The organism is Raineya orbicola (assembly GCF_002843425.1).
Lineage (GTDB): Bacteria > Bacteroidota > Bacteroidia > Cytophagales > Thermonemataceae > Raineya > Raineya orbicola.
Map to the genome: position 1 here is coordinate 14089 of NZ_NKXO01000030.1, position 21320 is coordinate 35408.

The 21320-nt window shown below is 38.5% G+C and carries 17 protein-coding genes; 7 read left to right on the forward strand and 10 right to left on the reverse strand.

Annotated elements, in window-relative coordinates:
• The first annotated feature begins 88 nt into the window (after positions 1 to 88).
• Together pheT and Rain11_RS09715 are read left to right on the forward strand one after the other, a co-directional pair.
• Positions 89 to 2533 carry a phenylalanine--tRNA ligase subunit beta gene (pheT, locus tag Rain11_RS09710; RefSeq protein ID WP_101359167.1) on the forward strand — a complete coding sequence of 815 codons (2445 nt, stop codon included), beginning with the start codon at positions 89 to 91 and terminating at the stop codon, positions 2531 to 2533.
• A gap of 71 nt (positions 2534 to 2604) precedes the next feature.
• Positions 2605 to 3678: an acyloxyacyl hydrolase gene (locus Rain11_RS09715; RefSeq protein WP_101359168.1), complete on the forward strand. Its 1074-nt coding sequence runs from the start codon at positions 2605 to 2607 to the stop codon at positions 3676 to 3678.
• Here Rain11_RS09715 and Rain11_RS09720 read toward each other — a convergent pair.
• A complete protein-coding gene (locus Rain11_RS09720) occupies positions 3665 to 5497 on the reverse strand; it encodes a DUF349 domain-containing protein (RefSeq protein ID WP_101359169.1) in 1833 nt (610 codons plus the stop codon). The two genes, Rain11_RS09715 and Rain11_RS09720, sit on opposite strands and share 14 nt — an antisense overlap.
• Before the next feature lie 181 nt (positions 5498 to 5678).
• Between Rain11_RS09720 and Rain11_RS09725 the strand changes: the two genes are divergently transcribed.
• Positions 5679 to 6530: an SDR family NAD(P)-dependent oxidoreductase gene (locus Rain11_RS09725; RefSeq protein ID WP_101359170.1), complete on the forward strand. Its 852-nt coding sequence runs from the start codon at positions 5679 to 5681 to the stop codon at positions 6528 to 6530.
• Positions 6531 to 6569: 39 nt separating this feature from the next.
• Here Rain11_RS09725 and Rain11_RS09730 read toward each other — a convergent pair whose 3' ends face one another.
• Together Rain11_RS09730 and cas6 are read right to left on the reverse strand one after the other, a co-directional pair.
• Positions 6570 to 7472, reverse strand: coding sequence for a 1,4-dihydroxy-2-naphthoate polyprenyltransferase (locus Rain11_RS09730; protein ID WP_101359171.1), 903 nt, complete (start codon positions 7470 to 7472; stop codon positions 6570 to 6572).
• Between the two features lie 42 nt (positions 7473 to 7514).
• On the reverse strand, positions 7515 to 8345 hold the full coding sequence (gene cas6 / locus Rain11_RS09735; RefSeq protein WP_101359172.1) for a CRISPR-associated endoribonuclease Cas6: 831 nt from the start codon (positions 8343 to 8345) through the stop codon (positions 7515 to 7517).
• A 191-nt stretch (positions 8346 to 8536) separates the two neighbouring features.
• Here cas6 and pgeF point away from each other — a divergent pair, with 191 nt between their 5' ends.
• Complete coding sequence (gene pgeF, locus Rain11_RS09740) at positions 8537 to 9322, forward strand: peptidoglycan editing factor PgeF (protein ID WP_101359173.1); 786 nt, start codon at positions 8537 to 8539, stop codon at positions 9320 to 9322.
• Here pgeF and hemW read toward each other — a convergent pair whose 3' ends face one another.
• Together hemW and Rain11_RS09750 are read right to left on the reverse strand one after the other, a co-directional pair.
• A complete protein-coding gene (gene hemW, locus Rain11_RS09745; RefSeq protein WP_101359174.1) occupies positions 9323 to 10447 on the reverse strand; it encodes a radical SAM family heme chaperone HemW in 1125 nt (374 codons plus the stop codon).
• A 2-nt stretch (positions 10448 to 10449) separates the two neighbouring features.
• A complete protein-coding gene (locus Rain11_RS09750; protein ID WP_101359175.1) occupies positions 10450 to 11409 on the reverse strand; it encodes an AAA family ATPase in 960 nt (319 codons plus the stop codon).
• A 69-nt stretch (positions 11410 to 11478) separates the two neighbouring features.
• Here Rain11_RS09750 and Rain11_RS09755 point away from each other — a divergent pair, with 69 nt between their 5' ends.
• From Rain11_RS09755 to Rain11_RS14100, 3 genes are read left to right on the forward strand one after another with little or no spacing between them, the layout of a single operon-like run.
• Entirely contained in the window at positions 11479 to 13311 is a 1833-nt protein-coding gene (locus Rain11_RS09755) for an OstA-like protein (protein WP_101359176.1), read from the forward strand.
• Between the two features lie 52 nt (positions 13312 to 13363).
• Positions 13364 to 13744: a pirin family protein gene (locus tag Rain11_RS14095; protein WP_243390577.1), complete on the forward strand. Its 381-nt coding sequence runs from the start codon at positions 13364 to 13366 to the stop codon at positions 13742 to 13744.
• Complete coding sequence (locus Rain11_RS14100) at positions 13708 to 14073, forward strand: pirin family protein (protein ID WP_243390578.1); 366 nt, start codon at positions 13708 to 13710, stop codon at positions 14071 to 14073. Before Rain11_RS14095 ends, Rain11_RS14100 begins: the two co-directional genes overlap by 37 nt.
• A gap of 66 nt (positions 14074 to 14139) precedes the next feature.
• On the opposite strand, the gene Rain11_RS09765 is transcribed toward Rain11_RS14100, so the two are convergent.
• From Rain11_RS09765 to Rain11_RS09785, 5 genes are all read right to left on the reverse strand, one after another.
• On the reverse strand, positions 14140 to 15642 hold the full coding sequence (locus Rain11_RS09765) for a glycine--tRNA ligase (protein WP_101359177.1): 1503 nt from the start codon (positions 15640 to 15642) through the stop codon (positions 14140 to 14142).
• Positions 15643 to 15682: 40 nt separating this feature from the next.
• Entirely contained in the window at positions 15683 to 18004 is a 2322-nt protein-coding gene (gene topA, locus Rain11_RS09770; protein ID WP_101359178.1) for a type I DNA topoisomerase, read from the reverse strand.
• A 103-nt stretch (positions 18005 to 18107) separates the two neighbouring features.
• Entirely contained in the window at positions 18108 to 18998 is an 891-nt protein-coding gene (locus tag Rain11_RS09775; protein ID WP_101359179.1) for a DUF4292 domain-containing protein, read from the reverse strand.
• Between the two features lies 1 nt (position 18999).
• On the reverse strand, positions 19000 to 20748 hold the full coding sequence (locus tag Rain11_RS09780; RefSeq protein ID WP_101359180.1) for a tetratricopeptide repeat protein: 1749 nt from the start codon (positions 20746 to 20748) through the stop codon (positions 19000 to 19002).
• Positions 20749 to 20782: 34 nt separating this feature from the next.
• Entirely contained in the window at positions 20783 to 21286 is a 504-nt protein-coding gene (locus tag Rain11_RS09785; protein WP_101359181.1) for an NADH-quinone oxidoreductase subunit B, read from the reverse strand.
• Between the last annotated feature and the right edge of the window lie 34 nt (positions 21287 to 21320).

Consider the following 21320-nt stretch of genomic DNA (forward strand, 5'->3'; position numbering starts at 1 on the left):
TTCCCAACGGAAGTCCTTTATTTTTCTGTACGCAAGTAAATTTGCCTTACATCAAAATTAGCGTATCTTTGCAAGTAAATAATGTAGTATGAAAATATCTTACAATTGGCTCAAAACCTTTCTTGACCTCAACGAAACACCTGAACACCTTGCCCAAGTACTTACCCAAGCAGGTTTGGAAGTGGAAAGCGTAGAAAAAATATATTTATATCAAGGCAAAAAGCTCAATAATGCCCTTGAAGGTCTGGTAATTGGCGAGGTACTTACTTGTGAAAAACACCCCAACGCCGATAAACTTTCCAAAACTACTGTTAGTGTTGGCTCAGAAACTTTGCCCATAGTTTGTGGTGCAAGCAATGTTGCCCAAGGGCAAAAAGTAGTAGTAGCTACGGTAGGTACTACCTTATATCCTACAACAGGTGAGCCTTTTACCATTAAGAAAGCCAAAATTCGTGGCGAAGAGTCCATAGGTATGATTTGTGCCGAAGATGAAATCGGCATAGGTGAATCTCACGAAGGAATAATAGTTCTGCAAACAGATTTACCTAACGGCACACCTGCCACAGAATTTTTCAACATTGAAACAGACTATATTTTTGAAATAGGGCTTACTCCCAACCGCATTGATGCCGCTTCACATTTAGGCGTAGCCCGAGATTTGAAAGTGCTTTTACAAAAAGAACTATGCCAGCCCTCAAATGCTCAATTCGTAGAAGGTTTAGGCAAAGCTATTCAGGTAATTGTAGAAGATACCCAAGCCTGCCCTCGCTATGCAGGAATTCTCATTGAAGGTGTAAGCGTGCAACCCTCTCCCGATTGGCTGAAAAATAGATTAAAAGCCATTGGTCTGAACCCTATCAACAACGTTGTTGATATTACAAACTACGTTTTACATCATTTAGGGCAACCCCTACACGCCTTTGATGCCGATTGTATTGCAGGGGGCAAAATTATTGTCAAAAAACTTGCCGAAAATACACCATTCGTAACACTTGACGGCATAGAACGCAAACTTTCTGCCCAAGACCTAATGATTTGCGACACTGAAAAACCTCTTGCTTTGGCAGGTGTTTTTGGGGGGCTACATTCGGGTGTTACTGAAAATACCACCAAAATATTTCTTGAAAGTGCCTATTTCCACCCTGATACTATTCGTAAAACAGCCCAAAGACATAGCCTCAAAACAGACGCTTCCTTCCGCTTTGAGCGTGGCACAGACCCCAATATGCCCGTATATGCCCTCAAATTTGCTTCTATACTGATTTCTGAGGTAGCAGGGGGCAAAGTCGCTTCTGAAATTATTGATATTTACCCACAACCAATTACACATTTCAATTTTGAAGTAAGTTACAAAAACTTGGACAGACTTATTGGTAAATCTTTGGATAGAACGCTCATCAAAAACATTCTCAAAGGTTTAGAAATTAAAATTACAAATGAAACAGCACAAGGATTTAGCGTGAGTGTGCCTCCTTATCGTGTAGATGTGCGTAAAGAAGCTGATATTGTAGAGGAAATTTTACGCATTTATGGCTTCAACAACATTGAATTTAGTGAAAATTTAAGTGCTTCTTTTATAGCTTCCTTTCCTAAAACAGATAAGCACAAACTTCAACAAAAAATCACGGAAATTCTTACCGCAAACGCCTTTAATGAAATTATCACTAATTCCCTTACTAAACCTGAGTATGCCCAGATATTGAAAAATATTGATAAATCTCAAAATGTGGTTATTCTTAATAAGTTGAGCGAAGAGTTAGAAGTATTGCGTCAGAGTTTGATTTTTTCGGGATTAGAAGCCATTTCCTACAACCTAAATCGCAAGCAAAGAGATATTAAAATTTTTGAATTTGGCAAAATCTATCGTAAAAAAGGCTCACAAGGTAGTGTAAGCGAAAAATATGAAGAGCAAACCCAATTAGCTCTCTGGGTAACAGGCAATTGGAATGCCGAAGGCTGGCAACATAGCCCTGCACCCAAAACTACTTTTCATCATTTGTATAATATTGTGGATAAAATATTGCAAAGTCTGAAAGTTTCTGATGTTAGAAAACAAGAGGCAGATGAGCGAGTTTTTGCTTACGGCTTGGCGTTACAAAAAAATGATAAAATTTTTGCTCAAATAGGAGAACTACAACCTTATATTCTCAAAACAGCAGATTTGAAAGGCTCGGTGTTTTATGCCGAATTAGATTGGGATTGGCTCATAGCACAATACAATGATGAATTTACCTACCAAGAAATCCCCAAATTCCCCGAAGTTCGCCGCGATTTGTCTTTGGTTTTAGATAAATCCGTTTCTTACCAAGAAGTAGAACAAAAAGCCTTTGCTTTGGAGAAAAAATTGCTCAAAGCTGTAAATATTTTTAGCGTGTATGAGGGAGAGCAAATAGGTGAAGGAAAGAAGTCTTATGCCGTTAGTTTTATTTTGCAAGACGAAACGCAAACCCTTACCGAATCGCAAATTGATAAAACTATGCAGAAACTTATGGAAGGGTTTAGAAAAGATTTGGGAGCAGTTATTAGAGACTAAGTAAATCAAATAGCTCATTTCAAAACATTCATAAGCAGCCGTTTGTTTTTGAGGGCGTTTAAGCTGAATTTATGAGATGTACTGCTTGGATTCTTGCTTTCTGTATTTTTCATAAAGCTTTTACCCAAAATGATAGCACCAAAAGTATTTTTCGTTTGGGGGGGCAGTTACATTATGGAACTATCTTTGCCCACTCTCCCGAAGTGGAAAATACAGCAGGCTCGTATCCTTGGGGATTGCAATTGGAGGCAAATTGGCAAAAAATTTCTGAAAAAGTTTGGCAAAATTGTCTTTGCTATCCACAATCGGGGCTGGTTTTTAGCTACTATAACTACGACAACGCAGTTTTGGGGCATAGCCTTCAAGTAGGTTATTTTTTAGAACCTACTTTTTATCTTTCCAAACGCTTACAATTTACATTACGAGGAATTGCGGGTTTTTCTTATCTTACTAATCCTTTTGACTCAATTAAAAATCCGAACAATCGCTCTTACAGCTTGCCTATGAGTGCTTATTTGAATGTAGCAGGAGGCTTACAAGTGCGTGTAAATAAATTTTGGCATTTTCAATGGCAAATCAATTATCAGCACATATCTAATGGAGGCATCAAAGACCCTAATAAGGGTATCAACTGGATTACTACTTCCGTAGGTTTGCTTTATACTTTACACCCTTTTGAAATTCCTCAACGTCCGAAAACTCCCTTTCAGCCCCACCCAGAATGGGAAAGAGAGGCATTCTTATTTCTTTCAAACAAAGGGGCAGGTGTGGGGCAAAAAGAACGTTTTATGATATTCGGAGTAGGTGGGCAACTGCACAAACAAATAGGACGTTTGAGTATTGTAGGCGGCGGAACAGAAGTGTATTGGGACGGCTCACTGCAAGAACGTATCAGGCAAGCCAATTTATCTCAAAATGCTTGGCGTTGGGGGGTATTTGCAGGGCATCAGTTTGCTCTGGGTAGGTTTCGTTTCACACAGCATTTAGGTTTATATCTTTACAATGACACCGATTTTTTTCATTGGTGGTATCATCGTTGGGGGCTTACTTATCAGGTTTGGCAGAAATGGAAAGTGGGCTTTTCTATGAAAGCCCACCGACATATTGCAAATTTTTTAGATATACGTTTGCTTAAAAGTTTCTAATCATTTTAAGCTGATTTTTAAGGCTTTTGATTTGAGCCTCTGTTTTGCGAATTTTTTCTTCAAAACTACCCCGAATAGCATTTTCTTTGCCCGAAACCTCAAAAAATCCTAAATTATTGTTAAGCGTTGAAATTTCATCTTCCAATAGTGAAATTTTCTTACGAATAGCTTGTTCTTTTTTGGCGAGGTCTTTGGCAGAATTTTTACCATTGAGGTTTGCCCATTTAATTTCCACAATCAAATCAACATAATCTCTCTTTTCGCCGTCTTCTACTTTTTTTGCAAGCGATTTGAGAGCATTATAGAATTTATCTTTGATTTTGGTAATTTGTTTGCGTGGTACAAAGCCAATAGATTTCCACTCTTCAATGGCTTGGTCAATAAGGCTTTCTATATCCAAATTTGCTAAATCTTCGGCAGAGTAATTTTTCAGACGCTCACACAAGGCATTTTTCTTGTCATAATTTTCTTTTTCTTCCTTATCTTTTTCTGCAAAAAAGCTACGGCGTTTGTCAAAAAATTCGTCTAACACTTTTCTAAAACGTTCAGCAATAGCTTCTTTTTGGTTTTCAGGAACAGCTCCAATTTCTTTCCACTGCTCTTGGAGTTTTTTGAGTTCTTCAGCAATTTCCTCTAAATTTCCTTCAGTAGCGTTGCTGGTCAAACTTTCTGCTTTTTCACAAAGGGCAATTTTTTGTTCTAAATTTTTCTGACGATTTTCGTCTAAACTCTTGAAAAATTCAGATTTTCTGCGGAAAAAGATCTTGAAGCAGTGCCAAAATTCTTTGGTGATTTCTTTGGATTTTTCCAAAGGAACTTGTCCTATGGCTTCCCATTCTTTTTGCAGTTCCATAAGATAGTGGGTAGCATCTTGCCATTGCTTGATTTTCTCACCCGAAAAATCTGCATATTCTTTTGCTTTGTGCAAGAGAGCCTCTTTTTTAGCAAGATTTTCTTGAAGCTCTTTCTTACGTTCTTCTATGAGTTCTTTTTTACGGCTATAAATCACATCAGAGGCTTTTTTGAAACGCTCCCAAAGAGCTGTTTGGTCTTCTTTGCTACCCACGGGTCCGATGTGTTTGTATTCTTCGTGTAAATCGGTAAGTTGCTTGATAGCCTCTTTGATAGAAGGCAACTCTGCCAATTTTTCTGCTTTTTCGCAGATGGCAAGTTTGGCTTCGTAATTGCGTTTTCGGTCAAGTTCTTTGAGTTCATTATAAATGCCTAATCGGCTGTAATACATATCAATCAGGGCATTATAGCTTGCCCATAAATTTCCTGATTGCCCTTTGGGTACGTTTCCTATTTTACGCCACTCTTGTTGCAAGTTCTTGACCATTTCGTTGGTCTGTCGGCTTTCTTGTTCGAGTTGTATAAGCTCACGCAATTTTTCAATAATTTCTTTTTTGCGTTCCAAATTTTTTTGGAGTGTTTCTTCTATTTTCTTCTGTATTTCTTTGCGACTTTTGGCAATCTGATTGTATATCTGATAAAATTTCGCTTCTGTAAGACTTGGCTTATAGATAAAACTATCCTCTTCTCCTCCTTCGGCAATATATTTATGTAAGGCTTCCTCTTTCTGATGAGCCACCCAAGCATCAAAAACACGCTTTATTTGCCTTAATAGCTGATAAGCCTCTTCTACCTCTTGCTCGGGCAGTTCTTTTTTATGATATTTTTCAACCAAATGCAGGAGTTGTTCGGCTGAATAATGAGAAAAATCTTCTGTGTGATTTTCTTCTGTTTCTGAAACAAGGCTTTCAGATGCCGTTTCCACCAAGTTTGCTTGGTTACCGAGTACTTTATCTTCTTCCATCATAAACAATACCGCTCTTTAACGTTTGCGAAATATTTTTGAGGTGCAAAAATAGCATTTTTTTCAAAAGAAAACTATTTTTTACACTACTTTTTAGAAGGCAGTTATTTTTTGCAAAAAAACTTTCTGCAAGCCGAGCATTTACCAAATTTTATTTGTAAATTCGCACAAAAACTGAAATCTTATGACAAAGATTGTAGGCAAAAAAGTTTTGGTTACAGGTGGAGCCAACGGCATTGGCAAACTTTTGGGAGAAAAATGTTTGCGTGAAGGAGCTTCTGATTTGATAATTTGGGACATCAATGCTGAAAATTTAGAGAAAACAGCCCAAGAACTAAGCGAAAAAGGCTATTCGGTGCATCCTTATGTGGTAGATGTTTCCGATTTAGATGATATTACACGTGCCGCAACCCTTACTCTTTCAGAAGTGGGCAGAATAGATATTCTTTTTAATAATGCGGGGGTTGTAGTTGGAAAAAATTTTCACGAGCATTCTCACAAAGAAATTGAAAAAACCATTCGTATCAATGTATTAGGGGTTATGCACGTAGCACGATGCTTTGTGGGCGAAATGGTAAAGCAAAAAAGCGGACATATCATCAACATTGCCTCGGCGGCAGGTTTGCTCGCTAATCCTAAAATGAGTGTGTATGTGGGTAGCAAATGGGCGGTTTTGGGTTGGTCGGAGTCTTTGCGTTTAGAGTTAGAAGAAATGGAAGGGGATTTGCACGTTACTACGGTTTGCCCCAGCTACATCAAAACAGGAATGTTTGAAGGCGTAGAAGCTCCTCTTTTAGCCCCATTGCTTGAGCCCGAAGAAATCACTGACCAAATTATTAAAGCAGTAAAATACAATGAAATAGAGGTAAAAGCTCCTTGGTCAGTGCATCTGATACCCATTTTGCGAGGCATTATGCCCACACGTCTTTTTGATTTGGTAGTGGGTAAGGGGCTGAATATTTACAACTCAATGGCGAGCTTCATCGGCAGACCCGCCAAAGAAGCCCTACCTGAAAAAGAAAAATTGCAAAAATAAAAAAACAAAAAAGGATAGTCTCAACTATCCTTTTTCTTTTTAGTGCCAAAAAATTCCTATTCCGAAAAGCATCACAAAAAGCAAAGTAGTAAGAGCCATTTGTTTAAGGTAACTATCTAATTGCAATCCTTGTAAATGGCGAACCGCCCAAGCATTTTTCCACAAAAGTGGTAGAATAAGCAAAAATAGGTATTGTCGTAGAGGAACAGAAATAAGCAAATTGTACAAGACAACTAACAAAACACCTGTAATGAGCAAAAAATAATGATACCATACTGCTTTTTCTTTCCCCAAACGCACAGGGATAGAGTTTTTTCCTGCTTGGCTATCGCTTTCTATATCGCGTATATTGTTGATGTTCAGAACAGCAACCGAAAGCAATCCGCAAGAGGTTGCAGGCAATACAATTAACCAGTTCCATTGGTGAGTATGTAAATAAAAAGCCCCTATCACACCTACCCAACCGAAAAAAATTAGTACCGCCAAATCTCCTAAACCTACATAGCCATAGGGTTTTTTGCCTATTGTATAGGTTATTGCCGCAACAATAGCAAGCAAACCCAATCCTAAAAAGCTCAAAAAACGATAGATTTGTGGCGTACCCCTAAAAAAGGCTTCATACAAAAGCCATATCCCCGAAAAAAGCGAAAGAAAAATAAAAACAAATACAGCTTTCAACATCGCTTGGTGGCTAATCAAACCACTTTGCACCATTCTTTGCTCGCCTTTGCGGTTTTTATCAATACCACTGCGAGCATCGCCATAATCGTTGGCAAGGTTGGAAAGTATCTGTAAAAAAGTGGTTGTAGCAATCGTAAGCCAAAAAATTTTTACTTGAAAATTACCATATTGATACGCCAAAATAGCTCCCATTCCTACGCTACACAAAGCCAAAGGCAAAGTTCGCAAGCGAAAAGCCTTTATCCAGTATTTTATTTGCATACAGAAAAAGCTAAAATTTGGGCAAAGCTATAAAATTTGAACTTAAAATTCATCTTTGGTATTCACTTTGATAACTTCTAAATCTTCATCAATCATCTCCCAATGGGGCAAAATAAATTTTTGAGTTTGGCTATGGTCGGCTAAATCTAACATTCCGTAGCCCCTGTACGTATAAGAGCCTAACCCACAAGCCAAAACAAAATCCTGAACTTTGGGGTGAGCATACAAGGTAAAAGGAAAGGTATAACCTCGTATTTCGTAGCGAATACCACTTTCTTGTAAAGTATAGATGCGAGCAAATTTTTTGTCATTGTTTTTGATGCGTTCCAAATACTCTGCATCAGGAACAATTTGAAATTTGCTAAACTCTTTCATTTCATCAGGCGAGTATAAATGAGAGGCTTCCATACGCGAAAGTGTAGCCTCATAGATTAAATCAGAAAATAAACTACTCGAAGGGGAAACAAAATGCTTGGCATAAAAACTATTTTTATTCGGATTGGCAAGCACTATCGGAGAAATACATAAAAACTGCGTTTTATTGCTCAAATCGGGCAAAAGTTCTTTTTCAACATATTCAGGTTTAAGCAAAAGTTCGCCGATATGCAATTCTTTTTGCTGAAAAATAGCCGAAACTAATTGTTTTAGAAAACTTTTGCTTACACTTGAAACGACCCAAGTAACCTTTGAGGAATAAAAATGCAATCCCTTTTGCGTAGTTTGAGTTTGCCCTTTCAAACCTGAAAAACTGTAAGTGTAAAGATTGTAGGTAGGAGGTAATAGCCTCATTACCAGCTCATAAAGCAAGTGTTGATGATGAAAAGGCACGCAAGCCCCTTTGTTTTTTAAGCCAAAAACGATTCTAACTCTCATTTCCTTCTGTGTTTTCGTGCTTTTGCAACACAATGTAAAAGGCTTTTGTTTGGATATTTTTTGCTTTTTTGTAAAATTTCAATATAGTTTAGAACAGATTTGTGAAGAGTAATTTTTTTTACTTCTTTCGTTGAATAAAACGAGTTGAAAAAGCAAACTTTTTGACTTAAAAAGCAGAAAAGTGTATAGCAATGTTTTTAAAGTTCCAGATTTTAGCAAAATTTTCTTTTCTTAAGCATTTTATCTCTACAAGACAAAGTGGAGTAAGTGCCGCCCCTTTTGATAGCCTCAATTTAGGTTTTGGCACAGATGATTTGCCCGAAAATGTAGTACAAAACCGAAAAATACTTGCCGAAGCTACGCAAATGCCATTAGAAAATTGGTGCGTACCACGTCAAACCCATAGCGATAATATTTTGTGTATTTCTGTTTTGGAACGTGGCAAAGGAGCTTTCTCTCGGAACAACGCCTTACCCGATACTGATGGCTTGCTCACTAAACACAAACATATTGCCCTTGTGGTGCAATCTGCCGATTGTGTTTGTTCTTTGTATTACGACCCTGAAAAACAAGTAATTGGAGCCGCACACGCAGGCTGGCGAGGCACGCTCAAACTTTTACCCAAAAAAATGATACAAACAATGCAGAAGGAGTTTGGCTCAAAACCTGAAAATATTTGGGTCGGCATAGCTCCTTGCATAAGCGTAGAAAAATACGAAGTAGGCGAAGAGGTAGTAAGCGAAGTGGAAAAAGTTTTTGGAACAAAAGAAAATTTCTTATTGTGGAATGCTCAAAGTCAGAAATTTCATTTCAATTTGCGATATTCGCATCTATTTCAACTTCAAGAAGCAGGAGTACTTAGCAAACACATTGAAGTAATGCCTCAATGCACCTACACCGAAAAAGACTTATTTTTTTCAGCTCGCCGAGATAAAAATCAAACAGGTAGGTTTGGAGCAGGTATAATGCTCATTTAGCTAAACCCAAAACAAGTCTGCGGCGATTTGGTCGGCAAAAAATTTACCTTCGTGAGTAAGGTAAATTCTCTCATCATTCCAAAAAATTAAGTTTTGTTTTTCAAATCTCTGCAATAAATCCCGATTTTCTCTGAAAAAATTAGGTTCAAGTGCTTGTATTCTGCTTTTTTCTGCTCCCCATTGGGTACGCAAACTTGTGAGCAAATATTCATTCAGTTTTTCTTTGGGTGATAGTTGCTCAATGGTAGCTGGTATTTTGCCTGCAAAAATTTCTGCAATATAACTTTTGTTATCAGCAATATTGTATTGCCTGCTTTCGCCGTTGTAAGAATGAGCCGAAGCCCCAATCCCCAAATATTCACCACCTAACCAATAATTAGAATTGTGTTTAGAGTAAAAGCCTTTTCTTGCGAAATTTGAGATTTCGTAATGCTCAAACCCTGCACTTGTAAGCGTGCTAATAAGTATTTGCATTTGCTCGCGGGCAAAGGTTTCGTCAATGGGTTGCATTTTACGTTTTTCAAGTTTTTTGCCAAAAACGGTGCGAGGTTCAATTGTAAGGCAATACGCTGAAATATGAGGTACATTCAAAGAAAGGGCTTTTTGTAAATCTTGTTCCCAAATGTGGTGATTTTCGGCGGGAATAGCGTATATCAAATCTATGGTGATATTTGAAAAGCCTACGTCTTGGGCAATTTTCACGCAATTTTCCGCCTGTAAAGCAGTATGGGAGCGGTGCAAAAAAATCAAATGAGGCTGATGAAAACTCTGCACACCAATGCTCAACCGATTGATACCCACTTTTCGTAAAATGTGCAGTTTTTCCAAAGTTAAATCATCAGGGTTAGCCTCCAACGTGATTTCAGTTTGAGGTGTAAGGGCAAAAAAACGCTGAATTTGCTCAAAAATCTTTTCTAAATCTTGCTTGCTCAAAAGGGAGGGCGTTCCTCCGCCAAAATAGACAGATTGAAGCGTTTTGTTTTGTAGATAATCTTTTTGCAGTGCTATTTCCTGACAAATAGCTTTCACCATATTCTCTTTTTGGGCTATTTGCGTGGAAAAATGAAAGTCGCAATAATGGCAAGCCTGTTTGCAAAAAGGAATATGTAAATACAAAGCTGACATTTTTACTGCGTAATAGGCACGTTTTTGAGTATATTTTCAATGATTTGTCGTGTATTGATGCCATCGGCTTCGGCTTCGTAGTTCAAAATAATACGATGATTGAGTACATCAACAGCTACCTCTTTGATATCTTCGGGTAAAACGAAATCTCGTTGTTTTAGATAAGCAAGGGCTTTGGCGGCTCGGTTCATACTGATAGAGGCTCGCGGCGATGCCCCAAACTGAATGTATTGAGCTTCTTGTGTTAAGCCATATTCAGCAGGATAACGCGTAGCAAATACAAGCTCTATGATGTATTTTTCCAAAGTTTCGGAAATGGTAATCTGATTGATTTCATCTCGAATTTTAGCAATATCTTCTTTATTCAGTATTGCATTGATTTCGGGTTTGAAATTGATATTTGCCATTTTTCGCATTACAGCAAGTTCTTGCTCTTTGCTCGGATAGCCCACAAAAATTTTCATCATAAACCTATCTACTTGGGCTTCGGGCAAAGGGTAGGTGCCTTCTTGCTCTACGGGATTTTGAGTGGCAAGCACTAAAAAGGGATAATCCAATGGATAGGTATTTTCTCCGATGGTTACTTGCCTTTCTTGCATAGCTTCCAAAAGAGCCGATTGTACTTTGGCAGGCGAACGATTGATTTCATCAGCGAGTATCAGATTGGCAAAAATGGGGCCCTTTTTTACTTCAAATTCGGCTTCTTTGGGATTAAAAATCATTGTTCCTACCAAATCGGCAGGCAAAAGGTCGGGGGTAAATTGTATGCGTTGGAAAGATAAATGAAGTGTTTTAGCAAGTGTGCTGATAGTAAGTGTTTTAGCAAGACCGGGCACTCCTTCTAAAAGTATATGTCCATTGGTGAAAAGTCCTATGAGCAGGCGGTTTATCATTTTTTCTTGTCCTATCACTACTTTTCCGATTTCAGCAAGCAGTATTTGTATTTTTTCCTGATTTGACATAAGTTTTTTTGGCTTTTGGCTTTTTTGGTAATATTTTTGCAAGGCAAAATAAGAAAAATTAGGTGGAAAATGCTTGCAAAAAAAACTTTTTGTTGGCTTATAGGACTGATTTTGGTATTTGGAGCAACTGTTTTGCAGGCTCAACCTAAAACCAAGAAAAAGCCTCGCTTGCCCGAAAATGTCTTTGAAAAAGATACCTTTCGCTACCAGAAACTCCCTTACGACACAGCTAAATACGAAAAAGGCGACCCCATAGAACTTTTAAGTGGAGCTTTGCAAAGCGAAGGTTTTGGCTATGATAGTCTTATCAAGGTTACGGGCAGAAATATCACCGTAAAGCAAGGCAATAGATATATTTTTTGCGATTCAGCGTATTTCTACCCTCGCAAGAATTTTATCAAGGCGATGGGAAATGTACAAATCACTGATGATGTAGGCACAACCCTTTCGGCTCGGCAAATGGATTTTGATGCTAATTCAGGAACGCTAATGGCTCGCGGTGATGCTAATTTCACCAAAGACCAAACCAATGTGCGAGCTCCCGCTATTGACTACAACATCAATTCCAAAATTATGTATTACTATGGCGGAGGAAAACTCTCTGACGCTCAAAACGAACTTACCAGCGAGTCGGGGGCTTATGATACCAACACCAAAAATCTTTTTGCCCGCAAGAACGTAAAAGCCAAAGGTATCAGCGAAGATGGCGAGCCTTATGAAGTTCGTTCCGATACCCTTTCTTACAACGATTTCAGCAAGAATATTAAAATTCTTGGCAAAGAAGCCCAAATTAAAACCAAAGATGGCATTATTTACACTACCGATGGCGAGTTCAATACCAAAACCAAAAAATCCAAACTCAAAGGCAAACCTCGCATAGAAACTGATGAGTACTCTCTCAAAGGCGATTTTTTAGATTATGACCAAAACCAGCAAAAAGGCGAAGCCGAAGGTAATGTGGAATTTTTTTCTAAGAAAGATAACGTGTTCATCAATGCAGGTAAAGGTAAAATGAATGGGCGACAGGGAATTTCTCGTTTCTATGGGGGCAGAGCCTATATGCGTATAATTGATGAAGACAAAGATACGCTCTGGATTGTTGCTGATACACTTGTTTCCATAGGTACAAAAATGGAAGATAAAGAGCAGAAAGCCAAAAAGACGAAAAAACAAATGGAAGAGGATAGCCTACGCAAAGCACAAGAACCCAAAATGCTTTTTGCCTACCGAAATGTAAAAATTTACAAAAGCAATTTGCAAGGACTTTGCGATTCGCTCACTTACAATATGAAAGATTCGGTAATACATTTTTATCGTTTGCCTATTCTGTGGAGCAAAAAAAATCAAATTTTCGCCGATTCTATTCACATTCTCACTAAAAACAACAAACCTGATAGGCTCGTAATGCGACACAATGCCTTTATTATTTCCAAAGATAGTGCAGGTAATTTCAATCAAATCAAAGGCAAATTCATAGATGCCCTGCTGAAAGATAACAAAATGGATAAGGTATTCGTACGAGGCAATAGCGAAAGTATTTACTTTCAGTTTGATGAAAACGAGAATTTTATCGGAATGTACAAAGTAATCTGTGGGAGTATCAAAGCCGAGTTTGAAGAGAATGAACTTTCAGAGGCTACCTTTTACGAGCAAATAAACGGCGAGCTTATTCCTCCTCACGAATTGCAAGAAGGAAATAAAAAATTGAGCGGTTTTTCGTGGCAAGAAGAGTATCGTCCCACAAGGCAAAATATTTTAGAACCTCCTAAACCACGTAAAGCCCCTAACACACCCACGAGTACCCTCGCTGAAAACAAGCCACAAAGCACGCCCAATCTGCAAAATAAACCCAATACGCAGAAAAAACGCGATAGCTTGATGAAACTCGGAAAAGAGAATTGAAACTTTTTTGTAAAAATATTGTTTTAACAATAGATGTTAAAACATTTATTTTATGAAAAAAGTCATTCATCGTGCCACAGATAGAGGCTATGCTAATTTTGGTTGGTTAGAAGCCTATTATTCGTTTAGCTTTGCGAATTATTACAACCCCGAAAAAATACATTTTGGAGCTTTACGAGTGTTGAATGATGATAAAATATTGGGGGGAACAGGTTTTGCTACGCACCCTCACGATAATATGGAAATTGTAACCATCCCTTTGGAAGGAGGGTTAGCTCACGCTGACAGCACAGGGCAGTCGGGGGTAATTCTCAAAAATGATGTGCAGATAATGTCAGCAGGAACAGGAATTTATCACTCTGAAAAAACGCCTTCGCCGACCAAATTACAAAACACTTGCAAATATGGGTTTTTCCAAAAATTCGGAACATAGCACCTCGTTATGCTCAGAAATCTTTCTCTCCTGAAAGCTATCAGAACCGCTTACAAGTAATAGTTGCTCCCGATAAACCCGATGCCCTTTGGATAAACCAAGATGCCTACTTTTGGCTTGGTAATTTTGAAAAGGGGAAAACAACAACTTATCAAATTCAAAAACAGGGGAATGGTGTGTATGCTTTTGTAATTGAAGGGAAAACTCAAATTGCCCAAGAAGCACTCAATAAGCGAGATGCTTTAGGGGTGTGGGAAACAGATAACTTTGAGATTGAATTTCAGGAAAATACCCAAATTTTACTGATAGAAGTGCCAATGCAAATTTGAAGCTAACACTTTTTCGGTGCTTGGCTCATTCAAGCACCGAAAAAGTAAAAAATTGAAACAACTATATTAGGACACAATCTTTTGCCAAATATTTTTAAGCGAAACTTCTTTTTCAATTACGCTATTAAGTTCGGCTATTGGCAAACGCACCTGCTCGGCAGTATCTCTGTAACGCAAAGTAACGGTGTTATCTTGCAGAGTTTGGTGGTCTATGGTTACGCAGAAAGGCGTGCCAATTAAATCCATACGCGTATAATTCTTGCCAATAGAACCTTTTTCCTCATAAATTGTATTGAAATCATAACGCAGTTGCTCAAACACTTCACGAGCCTTTTCGGGCAAGCCATCTTTGCGTAAAAGCGGGAACACCGCTACTTTCACAGGGGCAATTGCAGGGTGAAACTTCAAAAATATCCGTTTAGTTTCTTCCCCTTTGGCATTGATTTTCACCTCTTCGGTATAAGCATTACAAAGAATAGCAAGAAATAATCTATCAGCACCGATAGATGTTTCCACTACATAGGGTACGTAGCGTTGCTTGGCTTTATCCGTAATTTCATCGTCAAAATATTGCAATTTCTTTTTAGAAAACTCTTGATGCCTGCCTAGGTCGTAGTCGGTGCGAGAATGAATACCCTCTAATTCTTTGAAGCCAAAAGGAAATTCATATTCAATATCTAAAGCGGCGTTGGCGTAATGAGCGAGCTTTTCGTGAACGTGAAAACGTAACTTTTCAGCAGGCAAACCCAAAGCAAGCAAAAACTTATAGCGTTTTTCTTTCCAATATTCGTACCATTCCATTTCCGTACCCGGACGGCAGAAAAATTGCATTTCCATTTGCTCAAACTCACGCATACGGAAAATAAATTGCCTTGCGACAATTTCATTTCGGAAGGCTTTTCCGATTTGAGCAATGCCAAAAGGGATTTTCATTCTGCCTGTTTGTTGTACATTCAAAAAATTGACGAAAATACCTTGTGCTGTTTCAGGACGCAAATAAATCACAGAGGCTTCATCAGCTACTGAGCCGAGCAATGTACCAAACATCAGATTAAACTGCCTTACCTCTGTCCAATTGCTTGTACCCGAAACCGGACAAACAATTTTTTCCTCCTGCAATAGCTTACCCAAACCTTCAAAATCTTCTTTTTCCAGCAAGCTATTCATTTGGCTAATAAGTGCGGCGGCTTTGTCGGGAAAGCCTTGCTCTTCGTACTCGTAGGCTTTCGCCTCAATGAGATGATCTACCCGATAGCGTTTTTTGGAGTCTTTGTTATCTACCATTGGGTCGTTGAAGCTATCCACGTGTCCAGAGGCTTTCCATACGAGCGGGTGCATAAAAATTGCGGCATCAATACCCACGACGTTTTCGTTGAGCATTGTCATTGCCTTCCACCAAATTTGTTTGAGGTTGTTTTTGAGTTCTACGCCGTTTTGCCCATAATCATAAACGGCTTGCAAACCATCATAAATTTCCGAACTTGGAAAAACAAAGCCGTATTCCTTGGCGTGAGCGACAATTTTTTGCAAAGTTGCTTCTTCGGGGGTAACTTGTGATTTATTTGCCATACTTCAAATGCTTATTTTGAAAGTGTAAAATCAGGTCATCTCAAGATTTTTTCTTGCTTCCACTTTTGGTTTTTTCTTTATCGTTTTGTTCTTGGGCAAGTTGCAAGCACTCTTCAAGTGTTAGAGTTTTGGGTTCTTTACCTTTGGGAATTTTGACATTCTGCTTACCAACTTTGATATACGCTCCATACCTGCCATTCAGAACTTGTACTTCGGGATTTTCAGGGAAAGTTTTAATGGTTTTTTCGGAATCAGCTTTGCGTTTGGCTTCAATAATTTCAATGGCTCTTTCTTCGGTAATGCTGTAAGGGTCATCATCTTTACCCAAAGAAAAAAACTCATTTCCCATTTTTACATAAGGACCGAACCGACCAATCGCCACCGTAAGCGTTTTGCCCTCGTAAGAGCCTACCTCACGAGGCAATTTGAAAAGCTCTAAGGCTTCTTGCAGGGTAATCGTTTCTAAAAATTGCCCTTTTTTGAGTTTGGCAAAAATAGGTTTTTTATCGCTACCTGCTTCGCCAATCTGCACATAAGCTCCATATTTTCCCAGTTTGGCAAATACTTTTTCGCCTGTTTCAGGGTGTATGCCAAGCTCTCTATGGGCAACTACCTCACTTTTCTTGATTTCTTCGGTTTCTTCTATTTTGGGGTGAAAATCTTTGTAAAAGTTTTTTATCATTTTCACCCAATCTTGCTTGCCTTCGGCAATTTCGTCAAATTGTTTTTCTACTTTGGCGGTAAAAGAATAATCTACAATGCTTTCAAAGTGATTTTGCAGAAAGTCATTCACAACCATAGCTACATCAGTAGGGAAAAGTTTGGCTTTTTCCGAACCAACGATTTCGGTTTTGGTTTTGGCAGAGATTTTACCATTTTTAAGGGTTATCTCCTGATATTTTCGCTCTTTGCCCTCACGATTTTCTTTTACCACATAGCCTCTTTTAAGTATAGTAGAAATGGTAGGGGCGTAAGTGGAAGGTCTGCCAATGCCTAATTCTTCCAATTTTTTTACCAAACTTGCCTCTGTATAGCGAGCAGGCGGACGTGAAAAACGCTCCAAAGCCTTCATTTCAAGCAGTGGCAAATCTTGTCCTACTCGCAAAGGTGGTAACATTTTGCTAGTGCCTTCCTCATCAGTTTCTTCGTCAGTATCTTCCAAATATACTTTCAAAAATCCTTCAAACTTGATTACTTCCCCTTCGGCAAAAAATAAAGCGGGGTTAGTGGATATATCAATAGTAGCAATAGTACGTTCTAATTGAGCGTCAGCCATTTGTGAGGCGATTGCACGTTTCCAAATGAGCTCATAGAGGCGTTGTTCGTTTCGGTCGCCATCTACTTGATGTGCCGAAAAATCCGTAGGGCGAATAGCCTCGTGAGCCTCTTGGGCTGTTTCGGATTTGGTTTTGTACTGACGCGATTGTACGAAGTTTTTGCCAAAAGCCTTTTCAATTTCCTTTGCCGCCGCACCGATAGCCTCTTGGGAAAGGTTAGTGGAGTCGGTACGCATATAAGTTATTTTACCTGCTTCGTAAAGTTTTTGGGCAATTGTCATTGTTTGAGCAACCGAAAAACCTAACTTACGACTCGCTTCCTGTTGGAGCGTAGAGGTTGTAAAAGGCGGTGCAGGCGATTTTTTGGCGGGTTTAACTTCTAAATTTTTAATGGAAAATTTTGCACCGATGCAAGATTGCAAAAAGGCTTGTGCTTCAGTTTCGGTGCTAATTTTATCTTTGAGTTCGGCGATGAGAGTTTTTCCGCCACCCACTTCAAATTGAGCTGTAATTTTGAAGGTAGAAGTCGCCTGAAATTTCTCAATTTCTCTTTCTCTTTCTACAATCAGACGCACCGCAACTGACTGCACTCGTCCTGCCGAAAGCCCCGATTTGACTTTTTTCCAAAGTACAGGCGAAAGTTCATACCCTACAAGGCGGTCTAAAATACGGCGAGCCTGTTGGGCATTTACCAAGTCTATATCAATTTTACGCGGATTTTGGATAGCTTTCAGAATCGCATTTTTAGTAATTTCTCTGAAAACTATTCTTTTCGTTTTGCTGTCGTCTAAATCCAAAGATTCTTTCAAATGCCAAGAAATCGCCTCGCCTTCGCGGTCGTCGTCAGTGGCAAGCCAAACATTTTCAGCCTCTTTTGACATTTTTTTGAGTTCCTTCACAATTGCCGTCTTATCGGGCGAAATCTCGTAAGTAGGTGTAAAATTTTTTTCAATATCTACACCCAATCCTTTTTCGGGAAGGTCGCGTATATGCCCATAACTGGAACGTACCGTGAAGTCTTTACCTAAATACTTTTCAATAGTTTTAGCTTTGGCTGGCGACTCCACAATCACAAGATGCTTCATAAAAGAAATGAGTTTGGCGTAAAACTGCCGAAATCAGGCAATTTTGGCACAAAAATAAAAACTTTTGCAAAAAATTCTCAAAAATGTGAAAGTTTTTGCGTTTTTACAATCGTCCATACTTTTTAGGAACACTGAAAGGAAAATCAAGGGGGGTATCAGAAATTTTCGTTTTTTTGTGGTCTATATCCAATTTGAGTTGGAAAGTCCCTTGTGCGTTCCGATAGTTGAGTGTTATTTGATTTTTGTCAGGGAAAAGCCCTTCTGCAAGCGGCTGAAAATTGCTGTAAATAATCTGCAACTGACTGCCTCGTTCCATATCGCTTACCCAAAGTTTTTCCATTTGACTATCTTGCAAACGCAAATAGTTATCAATTTGCAAAAAATTCATTCTCTGACGAATAATGTAGTGGGCAGTATCTTTCAGCACTTTTTTCTCGTCAAATTCTTTAATAGGCATTTCACCTATAAGAATAGCCTGACAAAGAGCATAATTCAATGAGATGCCATATTGTTCGCTTAACTGCCCAAAAGAATAACTCTGATAAGTTTTGGCTTGATAATTCAGGAAGCGAATGGAGTCTTTATCAATGAGAATACGCATACCTTCTACGCCTACATTTGCCTGCAAAGAAAGCCAAATAACACTATCCTTGCGAATTCGCATTGTAGTTTTGAATTTCTCCTCGTTGGTGCCGTCTGTGAAATCAATTTTGGAATTGGAAGAGAGGTACTTAAAATTCAGCAAAGCAGGTTTCTGAGAAAGCGAAAAAAAGTTTTCCTTGCTTTCTTGCACATCTTGCCCCGCAGGCAAAGGATTTTGAATAATTTGTGTATTATCTTTGATGGGCTGTATTCGCTTTTTTCGGCAAGAGCTACCCAAAAAAAGCAAGGCAAAGGCAAAAGCAAAAAGTAGAATGACCTTTTTTCCGTGCAAGCCCCCAAAGGGAATAAAAAATAAGGTAGAAGTTGGTTTTGAAACGATAGAGTTACTCATTTTACTCGTAAAGCTGTTTGTCGGTTAGTTTTTTAGAAAGCAAGGTGCTACCACCTTTGAGGTCTTGGGCTTTTTGCCAATGGCTTATGGCTCTTTCTTTCTCTCCCATTTTGAAATAAATATCGCCTAAAAGTTCTTGCAACTTTGCTCCTTGTTTGTATTTAAGGGCATTTTCAAGGGTTTTTAGGGCATCGGAAAGTTTATTTTGGCGATATTGTACGTAAGCCAACGTGTATAAATACTCACCATTTTCGTTTTCTAAATCTACAATCTTACGAGCTATTTTCAGAGCTTCATCAAGTTTTTGTTTTTTGTGAGCAAGAAAGTAAGCATAAAAATTCAGAAAATCGTTGTTTTCATTAAGAGTTGGCTGCAATTCTGCAATTATATTTTCAACTTCCTTACTTTTGTTTTCTGCTAAATAAACCTCAGCAATAGCGGTTTCAAGAATAGCAGATTTATTTTTGCGTGTAAAACTTTTTCCTTGCTCATAACTTTCAAGAGCTTTTTTGTAGTTTTTGCGTTCAAAATAAGCCTTGCCGTTGTACCACCATATTTCGGGTTGAGTAGGGTACAATTCTAAAGCCTCTTTGGAGTGTTCAAGCAATTGTTCTATTTCATAAAGTTGCCAATCATACAATAAAAGTTTTTTCCAAGCCTCAAAATTGTTGTTATCAAGTTTCACAACCTCTACGTAAGCCTCACGAGCTTTGGAGAAATCTTTTTGTTTTTCTGCTTCTTTGGCAAGCATTAACCAACTTTCTGCGTTTTGAGGTGTATTTTTCACAACTTGCTCAAAATTTTGAGCGGTTTTATTTACAAAATTTTTCAAGATTTCACTCCTAACCTCATCAGGTAATTGGCTGTTTTTCAGCAAATCGCCTACTAATTGCTCTTTTTGAGTGTTTTTGTTTTGTTTTTGATAGGCTTGCAAAAGTTGCAAATGGGTTTGAAACGTGTAATCTGAACCGATTTTAGGCAATAAAAACTGCTCCGCCTGAGCATCTTTTCCGCTCAAAAGCAAAATTTTGGCATAATTGGCTTGCCACTCGGGTTTTTCAGGGTAAAATTTGACTAATTTTTCTGCTTCTTTCAGTGCTTCGGTAAGATTTCTTTGCTCCAAAAAAATTTCTTGCTTGGGAGCATTGATATGCTCCATAATGCCGTATTTGCGTTCTAAATCTTCATAGATTTTGAGGGCTTTTTCAGATTTTTGGAGCTTTTTATGATAGAGTTCTGCTAAATCTTTCCAGTAAATTTCGGTATTAGGAAGTTTCTTATCAAACATTTTTTCATAAGTGCGTGCCGCTTCGCCGAAAAGACCTTGTTCTTGGTAAATTTTTACAAGTAGCAAATAGTAATCAGGAATATGGTTTTCCAGATTGATAGCGGCGTTGGCGTATTCGGTGGCTTCGCTGTATCGTTTGAGTTCCAAAAGTGTAAGGGCTATCTGATAATTGATACCCGAGCTTTTAGGATTGATTTTAAGAGCCCTTTTGAATTTTGGCAAAGCACTTTCATATTCTTCCACAGAAAAATCAAAAAAACCCTCTAAAAGAGCAGTTTCCGCCGTAAGGCTGACTTGCCTTTCTTTATCAAAAGTAGGATTTTCGGTAGAGCCATCATCGCCCAAAATTTCTTTTATTTTTTTTTGCCGTTCTTTTCTTTCCTTTTCAAGCTGTTGATAAGATTGAGCAAAACTCATTTGCACAACTACAAGCAAAGCGAAAACTATCCAAAACCTATTCATTACACAAAAGCATTTAAGCAAAGATAAGCAAAAATCAGTCCGAAGCAGTATTTTCGGTAGATTTTTTTAAGTCTGATAAAGGTTTTTCTTGCAAAATTTTCTTTTGCAGTTCTAAAATAGCCCCTACCAAGGCTTCGGGTCGTGGCGGACAGCCCGGTACATATACATCAACAGGAATAATTCTATCAACCCCTTTTACCACGTGATAGCCGTGTTCCCAATAAGGACCTCCACAATTTGCACAACTGCCCATAGAAATTACATAACGAGGTTCGGGCATTTGTTCGTAAATTCGGCGTATGCGGTCAGCCATTTTGAACGTAACCGTACCCGAAACTATCAGCACATCAGACTGGCGAGGCGAAGTGCGAGGAATAACGCCAAATCTATCTAAATCGTAATGCGAGGCATAAGTAGCCATCATCTCTATGGCACAACAAGCCAACCCAAAACTCATCGGAAAAAGCGAAGAAGCTCTTGCCCAATTGAGCAAATCTTCCAAACGCGTAGTAATAATTTCTCCCTCGCCTGTTTTCATATTTTGGAGTTCTTAAAAGTTCAAACGCTGAATG

Excerpts from the sequence above, each read along its gene's own strand:
- Rain11_RS09785 (WP_101359181.1), bottom strand. The coding sequence starts at position 21,286 with ATGAAAACAGGCGAGGGAGAAATTATTACTACGCGTTTGGAAGATTTG.
- Rain11_RS09765 (WP_101359177.1), bottom strand. The coding sequence starts at position 15,642 with ATGGCAAATAAATCACAAGTTACCCCCGAAGAAGCAACTTTGCAAAAA.
- Rain11_RS09725 (WP_101359170.1), top strand. The coding sequence starts at position 5,679 with ATGACAAAGATTGTAGGCAAAAAAGTTTTGGTTACAGGTGGAGCCAAC.
- pheT (WP_101359167.1), top strand. The coding sequence starts at position 89 with ATGAAAATATCTTACAATTGGCTCAAAACCTTTCTTGACCTCAACGAA.
- pgeF (WP_101359173.1), top strand. The coding sequence starts at position 8,537 with ATGTTTTTAAAGTTCCAGATTTTAGCAAAATTTTCTTTTCTTAAGCAT.
- topA (WP_101359178.1), bottom strand. The coding sequence starts at position 18,004 with ATGAAGCATCTTGTGATTGTGGAGTCGCCAGCCAAAGCTAAAACTATT.
- Rain11_RS09775 (WP_101359179.1), bottom strand. The coding sequence starts at position 18,998 with ATGAGTAACTCTATCGTTTCAAAACCAACTTCTACCTTATTTTTTATT.
- Rain11_RS09780 (WP_101359180.1), bottom strand. The coding sequence starts at position 20,748 with ATGAATAGGTTTTGGATAGTTTTCGCTTTGCTTGTAGTTGTGCAAATG.
- Rain11_RS14095 (WP_243390577.1), top strand. The coding sequence starts at position 13,364 with ATGAAAAAAGTCATTCATCGTGCCACAGATAGAGGCTATGCTAATTTT.
- Rain11_RS09755 (WP_101359176.1), top strand. The coding sequence starts at position 11,479 with ATGCTTGCAAAAAAAACTTTTTGTTGGCTTATAGGACTGATTTTGGTA.
- cas6 (WP_101359172.1), bottom strand. The coding sequence starts at position 8,345 with ATGAGAGTTAGAATCGTTTTTGGCTTAAAAAACAAAGGGGCTTGCGTG.
- Rain11_RS09715 (WP_101359168.1), top strand. The coding sequence starts at position 2,605 with ATGAGATGTACTGCTTGGATTCTTGCTTTCTGTATTTTTCATAAAGCT.
- Rain11_RS09750 (WP_101359175.1), bottom strand. The coding sequence starts at position 11,409 with ATGTCAAATCAGGAAAAAATACAAATACTGCTTGCTGAAATCGGAAAA.
- hemW (WP_101359174.1), bottom strand. The coding sequence starts at position 10,447 with ATGTCAGCTTTGTATTTACATATTCCTTTTTGCAAACAGGCTTGCCAT.
- Rain11_RS09720 (WP_101359169.1), bottom strand. The coding sequence starts at position 5,497 with ATGATGGAAGAAGATAAAGTACTCGGTAACCAAGCAAACTTGGTGGAA.
- Rain11_RS09730 (WP_101359171.1), bottom strand. The coding sequence starts at position 7,472 with ATGCAAATAAAATACTGGATAAAGGCTTTTCGCTTGCGAACTTTGCCT.